General features: G+C 50.9%; 12 protein-coding genes and 1 pseudogene. 7 read left to right on the top strand and 6 right to left on the bottom strand.

Annotation, left to right across the window (positions count from 1 at the left end):
• Window positions 1-315 precede the first annotated feature (315 nt).
• The 3 genes and pseudogenes from F4V51_RS26710 to F4V51_RS26700 all read left to right on the top strand — a co-directional run bounded on the left by F4V51_RS26710 (window position 316) and on the right by F4V51_RS26700 (window position 5,724).
• On the top strand, window positions 316-1,332 hold the full coding sequence (locus tag F4V51_RS26710; protein ID WP_153980212.1) for a LacI family DNA-binding transcriptional regulator: 1,017 nt from the start codon (window positions 316-318) through the stop codon (window positions 1,330-1,332).
• A gap of 114 nt (window positions 1,333-1,446) precedes the next feature.
• On the top strand, window positions 1,447-2,214 hold the full coding sequence (locus F4V51_RS26705; RefSeq protein WP_153980211.1) for an alpha/beta hydrolase: 768 nt from the start codon (window positions 1,447-1,449) through the stop codon (window positions 2,212-2,214).
• Between the two features lie 130 nt (window positions 2,215-2,344).
• Window positions 2,345-5,724: pseudogene (locus F4V51_RS26700) on the top strand (GH36-type glycosyl hydrolase domain-containing protein).
• Window positions 5,725-5,864: 140 nt separating this feature from the next.
• Here F4V51_RS26700 and F4V51_RS26695 read toward each other — a convergent pair.
• Window positions 5,865-7,055: a methyltransferase domain-containing protein gene (locus F4V51_RS26695; protein WP_416226497.1), complete on the bottom strand. Its 1,191-nt coding sequence runs from the start codon at window positions 7,053-7,055 to the stop codon at window positions 5,865-5,867.
• Between the two features lie 196 nt (window positions 7,056-7,251).
• On the opposite strand from F4V51_RS26695, the gene F4V51_RS26690 reads away from it, so the two are divergent.
• Both F4V51_RS26690 and F4V51_RS26685 read left to right on the top strand, forming a co-directional pair.
• Window positions 7,252-7,755, top strand: coding sequence for a GNAT family N-acetyltransferase (locus F4V51_RS26690; RefSeq protein WP_153980209.1), 504 nt, complete (start codon window positions 7,252-7,254; stop codon window positions 7,753-7,755).
• Window positions 7,756-7,781: 26 nt separating this feature from the next.
• Window positions 7,782-8,570: an SDR family oxidoreductase gene (locus F4V51_RS26685; RefSeq protein WP_153980208.1), complete on the top strand. Its 789-nt coding sequence runs from the start codon at window positions 7,782-7,784 to the stop codon at window positions 8,568-8,570.
• Window positions 8,571-8,705: 135 nt separating this feature from the next.
• Here F4V51_RS26685 and F4V51_RS26680 read toward each other — a convergent pair whose 3' ends face one another.
• The 3 genes from F4V51_RS26680 to F4V51_RS26670 form a co-directional block, all read right to left on the bottom strand.
• Complete coding sequence (locus F4V51_RS26680; RefSeq protein WP_153980207.1) at window positions 8,706-9,287, bottom strand: hypothetical protein; 582 nt, start codon at window positions 9,285-9,287, stop codon at window positions 8,706-8,708.
• 214 nt (window positions 9,288-9,501) lie between these two features.
• Window positions 9,502-10,050, bottom strand: a complete 549-nt coding sequence (locus F4V51_RS26675) for a GNAT family N-acetyltransferase (protein WP_095291130.1) — start codon at window positions 10,048-10,050, stop codon at window positions 9,502-9,504.
• 32 nt (window positions 10,051-10,082) lie between these two features.
• Window positions 10,083-10,340, bottom strand: coding sequence for a DUF2164 domain-containing protein (locus F4V51_RS26670; RefSeq protein WP_095291132.1), 258 nt, complete (start codon window positions 10,338-10,340; stop codon window positions 10,083-10,085).
• A gap of 191 nt (window positions 10,341-10,531) precedes the next feature.
• Between F4V51_RS26670 and F4V51_RS26665 the strand changes: the two genes are divergently transcribed.
• The gene (locus tag F4V51_RS26665; protein ID WP_153980875.1) at window positions 10,532-12,259 is read left to right on the top strand and encodes a glutamine--tRNA ligase/YqeY domain fusion protein; all 1,728 of its coding nucleotides are present in this window, start codon (window positions 10,532-10,534) and stop codon (window positions 12,257-12,259) included.
• A 78-nt stretch (window positions 12,260-12,337) separates the two neighbouring features.
• Here the strand turns inward: F4V51_RS26665 and F4V51_RS26660 are convergent, their stop codons facing one another.
• Window positions 12,338-13,531, bottom strand: coding sequence for an MFS transporter (locus F4V51_RS26660; RefSeq protein ID WP_153980206.1), 1,194 nt, complete (start codon window positions 13,529-13,531; stop codon window positions 12,338-12,340).
• Between the two features lie 150 nt (window positions 13,532-13,681).
• On the opposite strand from F4V51_RS26660, the gene mobA reads away from it, so the two are divergent.
• Window positions 13,682-14,296, top strand: coding sequence for a molybdenum cofactor guanylyltransferase (gene mobA / locus F4V51_RS26655; protein ID WP_236146849.1), 615 nt, complete (start codon window positions 13,682-13,684; stop codon window positions 14,294-14,296).
• An 86-nt stretch (window positions 14,297-14,382) separates the two neighbouring features.
• On the opposite strand, the gene F4V51_RS26650 is transcribed toward mobA, so the two are convergent.
• The gene (locus F4V51_RS26650; RefSeq protein WP_153980204.1) at window positions 14,383-15,873 is read right to left on the bottom strand and encodes an aminotransferase-like domain-containing protein; all 1,491 of its coding nucleotides are present in this window, start codon (window positions 15,871-15,873) and stop codon (window positions 14,383-14,385) included.
• Window positions 15,874-16,000: the final 127 nt, after the last annotated feature.

The raw sequence follows: 16,000 nt of genomic DNA, 5'->3' as shown, positions 1-16,000 counted from the left end.
AATAAAAATGTCGAAACGTTTCAATGTCTTGCCAAGAAGCATGTCCATACGATCTTTGTAAGGAACTGCCTGTTGAGTTGTACATTGAAAGCTTGTCTCGATGCTAATGGATCTCCAGTTAAAGCTGGTCCGAATGAGCCGTTGGGCAAGAAGTCAAATGGAAGAATTTTTTTGATATCACTTCGAAACGTTTCGATTGAATAGAAACGGCTATCATTCAATGATAAAGTATAGAATTTGGTGGTTGTCACAACCATTTACAGTATAAAATGTAGGTAACTTATAATTGGTCAAGTTAGAAGGAGCGAGCGTGGAATGGCAACGATCAAGGATGTGGCAAAGCTGGCAGGTGTGGCGCTCTCGACCGCCTCCTATGCATTAAACGGGGACAGCAAGGTTAGCGCCAAGACCAAGGCAAAAGTGCTGGAGGCAGCCCGGGAACTGAATTATCGCAAAAACGGCTTTGCCATGGACCTGAAACGGAGCCGGACGAATACGATTGCGTTAATTCTGACTGATCTTTCGGGTCCGTATTACTCGGAGTTGATTCGCAGTGTTCAGGATGTGGCGCTTGCGAATGGCTATGATCTGATTGCATGCAGTTCGATGGGTGGCCGCGATTCGACTGCAGTCCGGTTTTTGCGGGAAAAAAGAGTGGATGGTGCAATTGTACTCGCACACAACATCCATGATGACATTTTGGTGGAATCTGCGGGCCAGCGTTTTCCTATTATTGTAATGGATCGTCATCTGTCGGGTGACCATCTGGTCAATGTGCTGGTTGACGGTGAACAAGGTGGATACCTGGCTACGCGTCACCTGATCAATTCGGGGCACCGGAAGATTGCCTACATCAGTGGTCCATCCAACTCGTATGATAATGCCCTGCGTTACCAGGGATACTTGAGAGCCATGCAGGAAGCGGGGCTTGAGGAGAAATCCAAATGGCGTTTAAGCGGCAATTTCGTTCGTGAAGGCGGGCATAGTGCAACCAAAATGATGATTATGCAAGGCGAGCTTCCAACTGCTGTATTTTACGGGAATGACGAAATGGCTATAGGTGGTTTGAAGGCATTGGAAGAGAGCGGCATATCCGTGCCAAAAGATATTTCGGTTATCGGGTTTGATGACATTCAATTGTCTGAATTCGTTCGTCCTCCCCTCACTACCGTAAGGCAGCCGAAGCACGAGGCCGGATCACTTGCAGGACATCTGCTCTTCCAGATGCTGAATGGTGAAGCCGTGAACCCATCGTATACGTTGACGATTGATATGGTGGAACGTGAGTCCGTACGCTCTGTGCAGGCAGAGTCGGGTACCCAGCCCGCGTAAGAAGCAGCGTTTGGATGGATATTTTTCCTGGTATGCCTCGAGCATAAGGGACCGCTTCTCAAATAAATAATCTAATGATCATTACGTAAATCTCGTTGAACAGGAGATGAAGCAATGGCTTTGATCCAATGCCAGTTGTACGCCGAAAGTCTTGGCGTGTCTACAGACATTACACTTATACTGCCTGAGCATTCACCGCTTCGCGCAAGTCGGAATGGAAAACTGCCTGTCCTTTATTTGCTGCATGGGCGCGGTGCAGACCACTCCGAATGGGCAAGGCATTCATCCATCGAACGTCTGGCCGAGGCCCGGGGAATTGCGGTTGTGATGCCATCGGCAGGGCGAAGCTACTATATGGATATGCAGCAGGGCGGGTCTTATTTTACATATATAAGTGAGGAACTGCCTGCATTCGTGAAGTCGCTCTTTCCGATCTCGGACCGCCGTGAAGATACATTTGTAACAGGCGTTTCCATGGGCGGGTATGGTGCATTCAAGCTGGGTCTGCGTTTTCCGGAACGATATGCTGCGGCAGCCAGCCTCTCGGGCGGGCTTGATCTGGCAAGCAGGGTACGTGGCGAGGGGAACTTCACCCCTGCAGAAATGCAGAGCATCTTCGGGAGTCCGGAGCGAATTGAAGGCAGTGATGACGATCTGCTGGCCGTTAGCCGCAGGCTGGCTGCGTCAGGGACGGCGTTCCCGCAATTGTATCAATGCTGCGGAACAGAAGATTTTCTGTACGAAGCCAACCAGACATTTCGGCATACGATGAAGGAACTGGATGTACAGGTGACGTATGAGGAAGAGCCAGGTGGCCATGAGTGGAGTTATTGGGATATGAAGATCAAGCGTGTTCTGGAATGGTTGCCTGTTCAGGTATAGCCAGCATGAAAATAAAACCAGGGGTTCGTAACCGAATTGGCCTTTTAACAGGTCAGTTTGCAGAGGAACCCTATTCTTTTTCGGTCGATTCGAAACGTTTCGATTTTTACTAAATGAAGGAGTGAATGACATGACAACGATGATTAATGAACCGATCCGGCTGACTGCCGGGGAATTGACGTTTACCTTTTTGAACAGTGGGATCTGTACCAGGCAACATCCGGTACAACCATGCTGAACCAGCTGCTAAGCAACCAGATCGATGGTTCTCTGAACAATCTGTACCTGCGAGTACACGAGGGAGAGAACATTAGCTCTTACCCGCTGCTGGGTGCACGTTCGAGCAGTAAGGTGATTACAAGCAAGACTCAGCCAGACCATCAGCTGATCTGGGAAGGCAGCATTCCATTGGAAGGCCAGGAACAAGGCATCGGTTATCAGGTCGTGTTCACGGCAACATCGCAAGGCGTTTGGTTCTGGGATGTAAAACTGAAAGGGCAGCATAACGGAGTGGATATTGTCTACGGACAGGATGTTGGACTGGCTGATCCGGGTGCGGTACGCAGCAACGAGGCCTATCTGTCACAGTATATCGACCATACTGTCTTTGAAGATGGAGCGAAGGGATACGTCGTATGCTCCCGTCAAAACCAGCCACAGGGCGGCGCATTCCCATATATGCAGCAGGGTTCTTTGACCAAGGCAGTCGGTTACTCCACAGACGGCTTCCAGTTCTTCGGTCTGTCCTACAAGGAAACCAATGAACCGGAAAGTCTCAGCCGTAAAACTCTGGCTAATGAGACTTATCAATATGAGTTCGCATATACGGCGCTGCAATCCGAGCTGCTGAATCTGAACGGGGAAGCTGAGGTTGTCTTCTATGGACTGGCGAAGTCCAATCATCCAGAAGGCATCTCCGCCCTGGAGTATGCAGATGAAGTGGCTGCGGCTTGGGACGCAGTACAGAATCTCGAAGTTCAGCACGGTGAAACACTCGAGCAAGTGAAGCTGTCTTCCAGCCTGGGCGTGCCGCTTGCGGCACTGGACATGACGGAAGAGGAAATCAAGAACCTGTTCCCAGATCGTCATCAGGAAGAGCGTAATGAGGATTCACTTCTATCCTTCTTCACAGGCAGCTACGAACATATCGTGCTGAAAGCCAAGGAACTGCTGGTGGAGCGTCCTCACGGTCATATCCTGATGAGCGGTGGCAACGTGAAGCTTGGAGCACCGGTTATTACAACAACATCTTATATGTACGGTATCTTCAATTCGCAGCTGGTTATCGGGAACACCAATTTTAACAAAATGATCAGTAACGCCCGCAATGCATTGAATGTGCCGAAGACTGCCGGACAACGCATTTATGTAGAGATGGATGGGCAATATCGTCTGCTCACCATGCCGTCATTGTTCGAAATTGGCTTCAACTATGTGCGCTGGATGTACAAAACTGAATCCGATACACTCATCGTAACGAACTATACAGGTGCACATACAACTGAAGTGAGCATGAATGTGCGTTCTACAAGCGGTAAAGCCTATCGCTATCTGGTAACCAACCAGATCACAATGAACGTGAACGAATACGAATATCCACTGCACATGACGCAGGATGGTAATACATTGGTCTTCAAAGCGGACCCAAAAGCAATCAGTGCCGGCACATATCCTGACTTGCAATATCGCATGTCTGTAGAGGGTGCCTCGATAAACGCAGACGACGAGACGCTGCTGGCAAGCGGTATCCGCAGTGGATCTGCTTCGCTCGTTACGCTTAGCCTGGAAGAGAGTGCAGAGTGGACGCTTAAAGTGCAGGGTGTACTGGAAGGCCAAGCTGATGAAGCTGGATCAACTCTTACATTTGAAGAGGAAGTACAGGCTTACCGCGAATTCTTTGCGGGTGTAATGAATGGCTTCCGTTTGTCCCGCGGGGAAGGTCAGCGTGCTGAGGATCTGTTCAAAGTGAATGCCTTGGCCTGGTGGTACACACACAACATGCTGGTTCACTATTCTGTGCCTCACGGTCTGGAGCAATACGGCGGCGCAGCATGGGGTACACGGGACGTATGTCAGGGTCCGGTTGAATACTTCATGGCTACTCAAAAATACGAGCAGGTACGTGACATCATCAAAATGGTCTACACGCACCAATACGAGGATGACGGCAACTGGCCGCAATGGTTCATGTTTGACAAATACTTTGCCATCCAGCAGGAAGAGAGTCACGGCGATATCATCGTCTGGCCGCTGAAAGTGCTGGCAGACTATCTGACGGCGACGCGCGACTATGCGATTCTGGATGAGAAGGTGCCTTATACCGTCAAACACAGCTTCGGCTTCACGGAAGACACAGCAACGGTACTGGATCATGCGAAGAAAGAGATCGAATACATTCGTTCGCACTTCCTGCACGATACGTTCCTGTCTTCCTATGGCGATGGGGACTGGGACGATACCCTGCAGCCAGCCAATGCACAGCTCAAGCAGTTTATGGTGAGCAGCTGGACGGTAGCTCTGACGTATCAATCCGTCAATGTACTGTCACAGGCTTTGAAATACAAGGATGCTTCCTTCGCAGAGGAGCTTGAAGCTCTTGCTCAGGGTATCCGTGAAGACTTCAACCGTTACATGCTGGGAACCGATGTTATCCCGGGCTTTGTGTACATGGAGGAGGCGGATCAGGCGAAGCTGATGCTGCATCCGACCGATACCGAGACAGGCATTCAGTATCGTCTGCTGCCTATGACACGCAGCATGATCGGTGAATTGCTAACGGCAGAACAAGCTGAATCGCATTATGCACTGATTCGCGAGCATTTCCTGTGCCCGGATGGCGTGCGCTTGATGAATCGTCCGGCTCAATATGCCGGCGGTGTAAGCAGCCACTTCAAGCGGGCAGAACAGGCATCCAACTTCGGACGCGAGATCGGGTTGCAGTACGTACACGCCCACATTCGTTATGTGGAAGCGATGGCCAAGCTTGGTAAAACCGATCAGGTATGGAATGGACTGGCGATGATCAATCCGGTTGGCATCGGTGAGATTGTGCCTAACGCAGAGATCCGTCAAGCCAATGCGTACTTCAGCAGTTCCGACGGCAAATTCAACACACGTTATGAGGCGCAGGAGCATTTTGATCAATTGCGCAAAGGTACCGTGCAGGTGAAGGGTGGATGGAGAATCTACTCCAGCGGCCCGGGGATCTACATGAACCAGCTGATCTCGAATGCACTTGGTATCCGTCAGGAAGGTGGGGATCTGGTCATTGACCCTGTCTTGCCAGCTGAGCTGGACGGCATGCAATTCGAATTTGAATATGCAGGTGAACCGGTAACGTTTATCTATCACCTGAACGAAGGAGCGGTTAACCGCGTAACCGTAAACGGCAAGGAGATCCGTACAGAAGTTACGGCGAACCGTTACCGTCAAGGCGGAGTCTGCATCTCACTGGATGAGTTCAGACAGCTGCGTACTTCGGACCGTACCATCGTGGATATTTATATGTAACTCACTTCTTATACTTGATGCTTGAGTGTAATGAAAGGCCATCCTCCTTAACAGGCAGGATGGCCTTTTTCTATATAAGTAAGAGACAATGGTCCACGGCCTGTGTCTTATGTGGAGCAAACGAGGGCTGTTCACCATTATCAACGCAGCGGAACTGCGAGCATCGTATGCAGCAGCTCATTGTGACGAACGGTTTTTGTAACGTAGCCATGCGACTCAAGCCAACCGGTTAATTCATCCAACAGGGGGAAATGGCGTTCTCTTATGGCAAGCAGCTGCTCACTGTTTCCATCTGCCTCAGCTTGTCTTATATAAGCTTCGCGGTGAAGTGCATCCGCAAACATGAGATCGGTTAGACAGATTCGTCCCCTTGGGGTTAATACCCGCTGCATCTCCTGCAGTGCCAGCTGCTGCTGGTCCGGACTCAGATGATGGAAGGCGAAGCTGGATACAAGAAAATCAAAGGTCTGATCGGCAAAAGGCAGCGCCAGGAAGTTCCCCAGCTTCACATGCATCCCGGGATACTTGGTACGGCATGTACGCAGCATTTCTCTGGACTGGTCAATTCCTGTCATGATGGCTTGGCGTTCCAATAACTTGCCTGCAAGATTACCTGTACCCGTTCCGATATCAAGCCCGTGTTCACCAGGAACAGGGGAGATCCATTTCGCAGTCTGTTCCAGCGCCTCGTCATAGTTGTGATATAGATAAAAAGAAGACGACGGGGCTGTTTTGGTATCCTGGTGTTCTCCGGCGTTTCTGGATTCGTTATAAGGCATGCTACCTGCTTCCTCCGGGAAAGATGGGGAAGATGCGGAAGATGCAGAAGATACAGGTATGCTCCCGCTCTTCGCCTGAACACGCTCATCATGGATAGCTGCCTGAGTATCATAGTTCCATCGATCATGCCAGTTCTGGCGTGCTTCCCGCAGGCGGCGGGAACTGTCTGCGAGCTCATGGAGATGGCTAACATTCAGCGGGCCGTCCTGACGATTGAGATCAATCATGCGCTGGGTTGTATCCAGCATGCGTTTCAGTTCAACCCATTGGGCATACATGACGGCCTGCTGCAGCTCCAGATATTCCTCCAGCCGCTGCTGGTTGCCTTGATCAATCTCACCGAGCGCCTGAGTAATATCCTGAAGTGACATGCCGATCTCCCGCAGTGCGGCAATCGTCTGAAGCCGCCAGATGTCATTTTCCGTGTAGCTTCGGTATCCATTGCTGGCCTGCTTGGCGGGAAGAATTAATCCTTTTTCCTCGTAAAAACGAATCGCTCTGGGGGATATGCCAAGCCTGCCTGCCGCCTCTTTGATATTCAAGGGCCGCACCTCCTTCATGATCTTCAGTATAAACGATGACGTAACGTAAAGGTTAAGTAGAGATCCCCATTTTAGTTCGGGCTTAGGGCTGTGCTACAATATAATCAAATGAAAAATATGCGCTAATGGCATCCCTCAGCTATAATCCAAGGGCCATGCAACGCGCTGCGATAATGTAATTACCTGTATGAAAGGTTGAAATGCGATGCTTACCCGCCAAACATATAAAATTCGGCCATCCGAGATGAAGGATGCACCCCAACTAATGGAGATGGATGCTCTCGTGTGGGATATACATACCTCTCCAGCGCCATTCCATTGGAAGTCCAGACAGCAATTTCTGCAGCATTGTCCACCCGGCAGCCAGCTGGTTGCCGTTCAGGGAGAACGGGTCTGCGGCTATGTGGGCTTTTATCCGCCTACGGGGATGCCTGTCAATCGTCATGTCTACGAGATTAATATTGCTGTCCACCCCAATGATCGACGCAGTGGCGTGGCCACGTCCCTGATGCATGCCATGAAAGAATATGCTCGTGAACAGGGGATTCATAAGCTGCGTCTTCGCGTGCTGTCGAGCAATCCGGGAGCGATAGCTTTTTATACCCAATGTGGATTTGAGACGGAGGGCCGGCTGGTGTCGGAATTTTATATCGCCGGGAAGTACGTGGACGATATTCTCATGAGTTATTTTATCTGGAATGAACGGTAGTTCGATGACGAAGGAGGAACAATATAATGGATATGGGACTTCGGGGTAAAAAAGCCCTGGTGCTGGCATCCAGCCAGGGACTGGGCAAGGCGGTGGCAGCACAGCTGGCCGCAGAAGGTACAGACGTGATGCTTGCGAGCAGGAACGAGGAGAAGCTCGCAGCCGTCAAGCAAGAACTGCTGGAACTGGACGGCGGAGGACGCGTTGAATACTGCGTAACGGATGTTACACGCAAGGAAGACATTAACACATTAATCCATAAGACAGGGGAGCTGTTCGGGCAGATTGATATTCTGGTGAACAACTCTGGCGGTCCTCCTTCGGGAACATTTGAATCATTGACAGATGAGGATTGGGAACGTGCATTTGAGTTGAATGTTATGAGCTATGTACGTATGATTCGGGGGGCCCTCCCTTATATGAAGACCAACGGCGGCCATATTGTGAATATTGCTTCAACTTCGGTGAAACAGCCAATTCCGGGGTTGATTCTGTCCAACACGTTCCGCACGGGTGTCTTTGGTCTGGCGAAGACGTTGTCACAGGAGCTTGCCCCTTATGGCATTCTGATCAATACGGTGGCACCCGGACGAATCGGAACAGATCGGATACGTGAACTTGACACAGCCCGCGCAGAGCAGAATGGAATTAGTGAAGAAGAGGTAGCCGAACAGTTCCGCAAGGAAATCCCTCTGGGAAGATACGGTCAGCCCGAAGAGTTTGCCAAAGCCGTTGTGTTCCTGTTATCCGGGGCCAATACCTACATTACTGGTACTTCGCTAGTGGTGGATGGCGGGATGGTACGAGCTCTCTAAGGTGGAAAGGTAATTGTCTGAAGAGTTCCGGTTATATCTAGGAACGAGGTAAAACCCTCTGTCACACCTATGGTGAAGACAGAGGGTTTTTGATCAAAAACATGTAGAATCATACAAACGAGCTGGCACGATCCATCAGGCTTGATCCGTGCTGTTCGTGCTGCTGGATTCGTCTGAGCTGCCCGAATCGGATTCAGTTCCTGATGCCTCGCCACGCTTGCCTCTGGAACCTTGTCGTGCTTCCGGCAATATGCCGTTTACCAAGTCCGTCACCCGTTCGTTCAGGCCGGCTATCCGTTTGTCATACTGGCTTTGTGTAATATTCCCGTCAGACAGCTGCTGCTGCAGCTCGCTCTTCCCGGCAGCGACTAGCTTGTCGATTACAGTCTGCACGTCCACCTGATTGCTGGCAGCAATCTCGGCAATCGTGCTGCCTGCCTTGCGGGCTTCCTTCAGCTCGTCTGCTGTTACGCCGAGGGCGGAGACCAGTTCATCAGTGTATCGGCCATGCCCGGCTCCCTTGTTAGCGTTTATGGATTTTGATGATTTTGATGTATGTGAATTCGTTGCGGGGCTGGCATTTTTCTTCTGAGCGGAAGTGCCTGCAGCAGGATCGGCACTCGCAGTGGTATTTGCAAACCATCCTCCGCCAAGCGCGATCGTCAAAGCCATCGTGCTGGTAATCATCATGGTTCTTGATGTTCTGCTTCTCTTCATCAGCGATCATCCTCTTTCTCAGTATAGTGGTGTTGGGTATGGGCCAAGAACCCACAACGTTATCTTAGGCATCCAGGATGAAGAGAGGCTGAAAATGACCTTAAGGGGCAGTAAAAGTTGAATTTTGTCGCCCTAATCCAAAATGCCCCTTACCTGCATGAAGGTAGCTTCGTGCAGATAGGGGCATTCCATGTTGTATCCATATGTATGAGGGTTAGCGTAAAAGCTCCCATTCATGCTGCAGCATGCCGTACACGGCATGATTGACGTATCCCTTAGGCAGTTTCTCTGCCTGACGAATAACGCCTTCCAAGACAAATCCAAGACGCTCAGGGATGGCGCGGCTGCGCTTGTTGTTCGTAGCTGAACGAATCTCGACCCGGTTCAGGTCCAGGGTGACCAGAGCATAATCGACCAGAACACGACAAGCGCTGGTCATGAGTCCCTGTCCTTCAAAGCCCTTGCCAAGCCAGTATCCAATGCTTACCGAACGATTGGTCCAGTTAATCTCGTGGAAGCCGATAATGCCAGCGAGCTCGCCCTTTAGCCAGACACCTGCGGTGAAGCCTCCGTTCTCGGCAGCCTGCTTCAGTGCGTTGTTAATGAAACTTGAGGTATGTTCAATTTCGGTGACATGGTCCACCCATGGAAGCCAGTGTCTCAATTGATCGCGGGAACGATCCGTAAGTTCAAACAGCGGCTTCGTGTGCTCTATAGAGAGTGGACGGAGTTCGGTATATTCATCCAATGAATAGGTAAACATGAGTGCAACCTTCTTTCTTTATAAGTAGTGGTTTAGCGGGAAGCAGAGGGCAGTTTGCGCTCCAAAGCAAACAGATCTTCTTCCATGGAGGCCATGCGTTGATTCACAGTGGTGCGAGCATCACTGAGAGCCTGATTATATATGTAGGGAGCGAGCTTCGTCATAAACAGATCGAGCACCCCCCAAGCGGCCAGGTCGCCAAGTTCTTCGCCGCGTTCCTCTTGGAAATACGACTGGATCGTGCGAATGGCTTCATCCTGCTGTTCTTTGGTCAGTTTCAGCGTGTTCAAGTGGGAATCCCTCCCTATATTTTGTTTTTACTATCATGCTACATGATTCGTGCGAACCCGTCAAAATGGTTTTTGGCCTATCTTGCATACAGGCAATCCGGACTTTGGTGCCGTTCTTTATTGAACTCGTCTCTCGTTAAAGGTATATTTAGATGAAACACTTTGTAATTTCTGAAAGCTCCAATCAATTCATGAAAGGTTTGATACCTGTGGACAATCGTACAACCCCTCCTAACTTTATCAAAAATATTATTACCGAAGATCTCCGGTCAGGAAAAGTCCAGGAAGTCATTACCCGTTTTCCTCCGGAACCGAACGGTTATCTGCATATTGGCCATGCCAAGGCCATCTGGATCAACTTCACGCTGGGCGCTGAATTCGGCGGCAAGACGAACCTGCGCTTTGACGACACGAATCCGGTGAAGGAAGATGTGGAATACGTACAATCCATTCAGGAGGATGTCAAATGGCTCGGCTTTGAGTGGAACGAGAAACGTTTTGCCTCGGACTATTTTGACGAAATGTACAACCGTGCTGTCCTGCTGATCCAAAAAGGAAAGGCTTACGTCGACGACCAAAGCGCCGATGAAATTCGTGAAATGCGCGGCACACTGACTGAACCGGGCAAGAACAGCCCGTATCGTGATCGTTCCGTTGAAGAGAACCTGGATCTGTTCGCACGGATGCGCGCAGGCGAGTTCCAAAATGGAGAAAAAGTGCTGCGTGCGAAGATCGATATGGCTTCGCCTAATATCAACTTGCGTGATCCGGTCATCTACCGTATCGCTCATGCACATCACCACAACACGGGTGACAAATGGTGTATCTATCCGATGTATGCCTTTGCTCATCCGCTGGAAGATGCCATTGAAGGTGTGACACATTCCCTCTGTTCCCTGGAGTTTGAGGATCAACGCCCATTCTATGACTGGGTAATCGCTGAATGTGAGATGGAGAGCCAGCCGCATCAGTATGAATTCGGTCGCCTGAACCTGTCCCAGATGGTAACGAGCAAACGGAAACTGAAATTGCTTGTGGACGAAGGACATGTGGATGGATGGGACGATCCGCGCATGCCAACGATTTCGGGTCTCCGTCGCCGGGGTTACACACCGGAAGCGATTCGTGATTTTGTCTTCGAGACAGGCATTTCGAAAAGTCAGGGTGTTATTGACCTGCAAACGCTGGAACACTTTGTCCGCGAGGATCTGAAGCTGAAAGCTCCGCGTACGATGGCCGTTCTGCATCCGCTGAAAGTGGTCATCACCAACTACCCTGAAGGGGAAGTGGAGTGGCTGGAAGCAGAGAACAATGTGGAAAATCCGGAGATGGGCAGTCGTAAAATTCCATTCTCCCGCGAAATCTACATTGAGCAAGACGACTTCATGGAGAATCCGCCGAACAAATACTTCCGTCTGTTCCCTGGTAATGAGGTTCGATTGAAACATGCGTACTTCATCAAATGCAATGATGTGATTAAGGATGCCGAAGGCAACGTGACCGAGATTCATTGTACCTATGATGTGGAGACGAAGAGCGGCAGTGGATTCACAGGCCGTAAAGTCAAAGGAACCATCCACTGGGTGGAAGCAAGCCAGGCTGTTCCAGCTGAATTCCGTCTGTATGAGCCATTGATCTTGGCAGAAGCACCGGATGCTGATGTAGAACCGGAAGTAGCCGGGGCTGAGATCGTGGAAGAGCAACCGGAAAAAACATTCCTGGATCAATTGAATCCGAACTCCCTTGAGATCGTTCACGGGTATGTGGAGCAAGAGATGCAGGAGGCGAAAGCACAGGATAAATTCCAGTTCTTCCGCCACGGATATTTCAGTGTGGATCCGAAGCATTCGGAGCCAGGCCGCCCTGTATTCAACCGGGTCGTATCGCTGAAAAGCTCATTCCAGCTGCCGAAGGCATAAGATACATGAAATAAATAAAAGGGCGTCTCTGCGCAATAGCTGCGTGGAGACGCCCTTTTTCTTACTTCCCTTTTTCCATTATTCATCCTCATCCATGCTTCCCATTTCAGTCAGCACAATAGGCTGGTAGCCATTTCTGCGATTGATTAACCACATGACGCCAAAGCCGGCTGCACCAATGAGAGAGAAGAAGACGCCAATGTTATACATGACCTCGGCACCGAAGCTCTGGAATAACCAGCCCCCGAACAAGCCGGCAATGACACCAGATATACCGCCCCAGGCCATCGTATACACAGCTTGGCCAGAGGAACGATAAGGTCTCGGAATAAACAGCATGGTCAGCTGGGTTCCGACATAGAAGTATCCGCCAAACGTAATGGAATGCATCAGCTGGATAAATACAATCTCCAGGGGATTAACGGCCTCGGCCATCAGCTGCCAACGAACGGCGAATAACAGGCTGACGAGCACGAGACTTGCAAGCAGCATGCTCATTTTTCGTTTCAGGAAGCGATCCAGCAGCAGGAACACACCCACTTCAAGAATGGATGAGGTGAAGATGGCCCACCCGACCATCTGTTTGTTGCCGCCCATCTCAGTTATATAGAGAGACATAAATGTGCTATTCATCGCATTCGGAACCGACACCAGCACACCCAGTCCGATAAACGTCATGAAATACGGATTGAACATCACTCTGCCGAAACGGCGGAAGGTCACTACTGGAGTGTCCGACGCAATCGGCTGCCTTGGCAGAAACATGGCAAACGCAAATGCAATGATAATCAAGCAGGCAAACACAATCGAAACACTGCCGACGCCCAATCGGTCGATAAGTGGTCCTGCTGCTGCCGCAGTCAGAGCCCAGCCGAGGGAACCCCACAGCCGGAACGTACCGAATTTCTGTGTGGTCCCATCGATATACCCAAGAATAAGACTGTTGGTTTGGGCAAACAGCGGACTTTGGAAGAAATAAAAGAAGATCATGGCTCCATAGATCCAGGCATAGGTCGGCGCATGAAAGACCGCTTGGGCCAGCACAAAGGTGCCCCCCATCATCATCATCAGGATGATGCGAATATTGCGGGACTTGTCGCTCCAGAAGCCCCAGAACGGATTGGCAAATAAAGAGACAAAGGGGCCGATGGCCATCAGACTGCCGATTTCCAGCTTGGTCATGCCGATCTCCTGCAAATACAATTGGAGGAAGCCGGCGAAGATGGAGATGGCTCCATATATGAAAAAGTTATATAGCTTCAGCGAAACCAAAGAGGGATTGCCTCTTCCGGGTGCATATCTGTCCAAATAGAGCCATTCCTTTCAGAATCAATATTCTACAATGTATCATTTGTTGAAAGGGGATTCAATGTATAGAATAAGTTTATTATATGAAAGCCGGAAGGGATGATAACCGTGGAAATGAAGGAATGGACTGGCATTATACTGGCAGGGGGCTTATCCAGCCGGATGGGTTCCAACAAGGCGCTGCTGCCTCTGGATGACTCCATTGTGCTTGAGCATGTGGCTGAGGCTATAGCTCCTGCAGTGTCCCGTATCATCGTTGCGGCCGGACCCAATGTGGATGCTTATCAAGCGCTCGGTTATACGTGTGTTGAGGATGGCTACCCTGGAAAGGGACCACTGGCCGGCCTTCATGCCGCACTTGAAGCATCGGAGACCGAGTGGAATCTGGTCTGTGCCTGTGACATGCCTTTGGTCCAGCCCTCCTTATTTACCACATTGCAGCGGTTAGCTGCATCGGACAAGGCACATCCCGCGATGGTACCGCGCCTGGAAGGACGGGTTCATCCACTGGTAGGCATTTATCATATTGATGTGCTTCCCAGCCTCGAGCAATGCTTGAAGGAAGACCGCTTGCGGGTCACCCGCTGGCTGGAGGAGATTGGGTGTCGTTATGTGGAAGCAGAGGATCTGAAAAGAGCGGGAATCCAGGATGCTGCGGCACAGTTAAGCAATATGAACACCATGCAGGACTATCAGGATCTGGTAAACAAGCGTCCGCCGAGCATGTGAGCAGTATGTATTACATCTAGACGAGAGCCCACCTTTGACCACACAAGACCTGGTGAGACATCCTCATGGTCCTGTGTGGTCATTGGTTATGATTCCAACAGCTTTCTGGCTGCTTTGGCTAACAGCTGCATTCCACGCTCCATCTCTTCTTCCGAAGCATACGCATAGGACAGTCTGAGGTGGTCCGCATCGAGGCGGTCATACAGAAAACCAGGGTGAATGAGCACCCCATCCTGGAGGCAGGCATGGAACAGCTGGCGGATCGAAAGGGGGCCGGCAGTGAACCTGAGCCAGATGTAAAAGCCTCCGGCTGGTTGGTTCCACTCTGCAATGCTGTTGAAGTAACGTTCCAGCAGATCCAGCATGAAATCTCTCCGGCGGCGAAGCTCTGGCCGCAGACGCTCCATGTGCCGTGTGTGATATCCTTCTGCAAACCAGAGCGTGGCCGCTTCCTGCGCCAGTGAACTGGAGCCATAGTCCGTTTGCATCTTAATGTCTGCCAGGCGGCGAATAACCGGCTCAGGTCCTACCAGCCAGCCCAGACGCAGACCAGGGCTAACAGCCTTGGACAGTGTGCCCATGTGAAGCACGCGGCCATCCGTGTCCCTCGCTTTTAACGATAGCGGCGGGGGCGTGTCCAGCCACAGGTCCGTGTAGGCAGCATCCTCCAGAATGGATATGCCTCCGGCACGGGCTGCAGACATCAACTCGTTTCGGCGAGTATCACTCATGACGGAACCCGTCGGATTGTGGAAACTCGGTATGGTGTAGAGCAGCGGCGAAGGATGACCCTGATGAGTGCCACCACCGATCATATCTTCCAGACGCGGTATGTGTAATCCACCTGAATCCATGGGAACACCATGCATTTTTAATCCGGCGGATTGAAATGCATGTATGGAATAGAGGTAGGAGGGCTTCTCCAGCAGGACAGCCGACCCGCGGGGAAGCAGGCCCACCGATATCAAATGCAGCGCCTGCAGCGAGCCCGAGACAATTAGAATGGCACTGGGAGACGCCTGAATGCCGCAGGTCAGCAAATAGTCAGACAAGGATTCACGGAGCTCCAGGCTGCCTTGAGGCTGAAGGTAATTTAACGTACGGGAGCGTTCCGAGAGGGAACGCAGGATGTCATTGAAGGCCTCCTCCGGCATTAGTTCAGGCGCAAGCTCTCCGGTACCGAGCCGAATGATGCCAGGCTGGAACTCAGCTCGGTTAATGAGCTGTACTTCAGGAAGGTTGGGGTAATACCAGCCTTCCTCAATAGCTTCATTCCAGTTGGGCGGAGTCCCGTGGGCAAGTGCATGCCAGCCGGAACCGGAGACATAGGTTCCTCCGCCGCGTCTGCCTTCAATCATGCCGGCAGCGATCAGGTTGTCCAGCGCAGCGACCAGTGTACTGCGGTTGACGCCCATGGACTGAGCCAGTACACGCTGGGAAGGCAGGCGATAGCCCGCGGTCCACTCTCCGGTTGTTATTTTTTCACGGATATATATTTCAATCTGACGGAATAAAGGCAGGGGGATTGCAGGATCGGGTTTCCAGTCAATGCCCTGTCTTGGATCGGGATGCTTCATACGGAGCTAGCCTCCAGTGGGATAAGATGATTCAGGCATTTAGTTGTATACCGAATTTGTAGACCAAAATGGTATACCGACAACTATATCATTTTGGTTGGTCTCCTTGCCATCCAATTGGTTGGTC

Origin of the sequence: Paenibacillus xylanilyticus, from assembly GCF_009664365.1 — a bacterium.
Lineage (GTDB): Bacteria > Bacillota > Bacilli > Paenibacillales > Paenibacillaceae > Paenibacillus > Paenibacillus xylanilyticus_A.
This window is presented reverse-complemented; position numbering and strand designations above follow the sequence as displayed.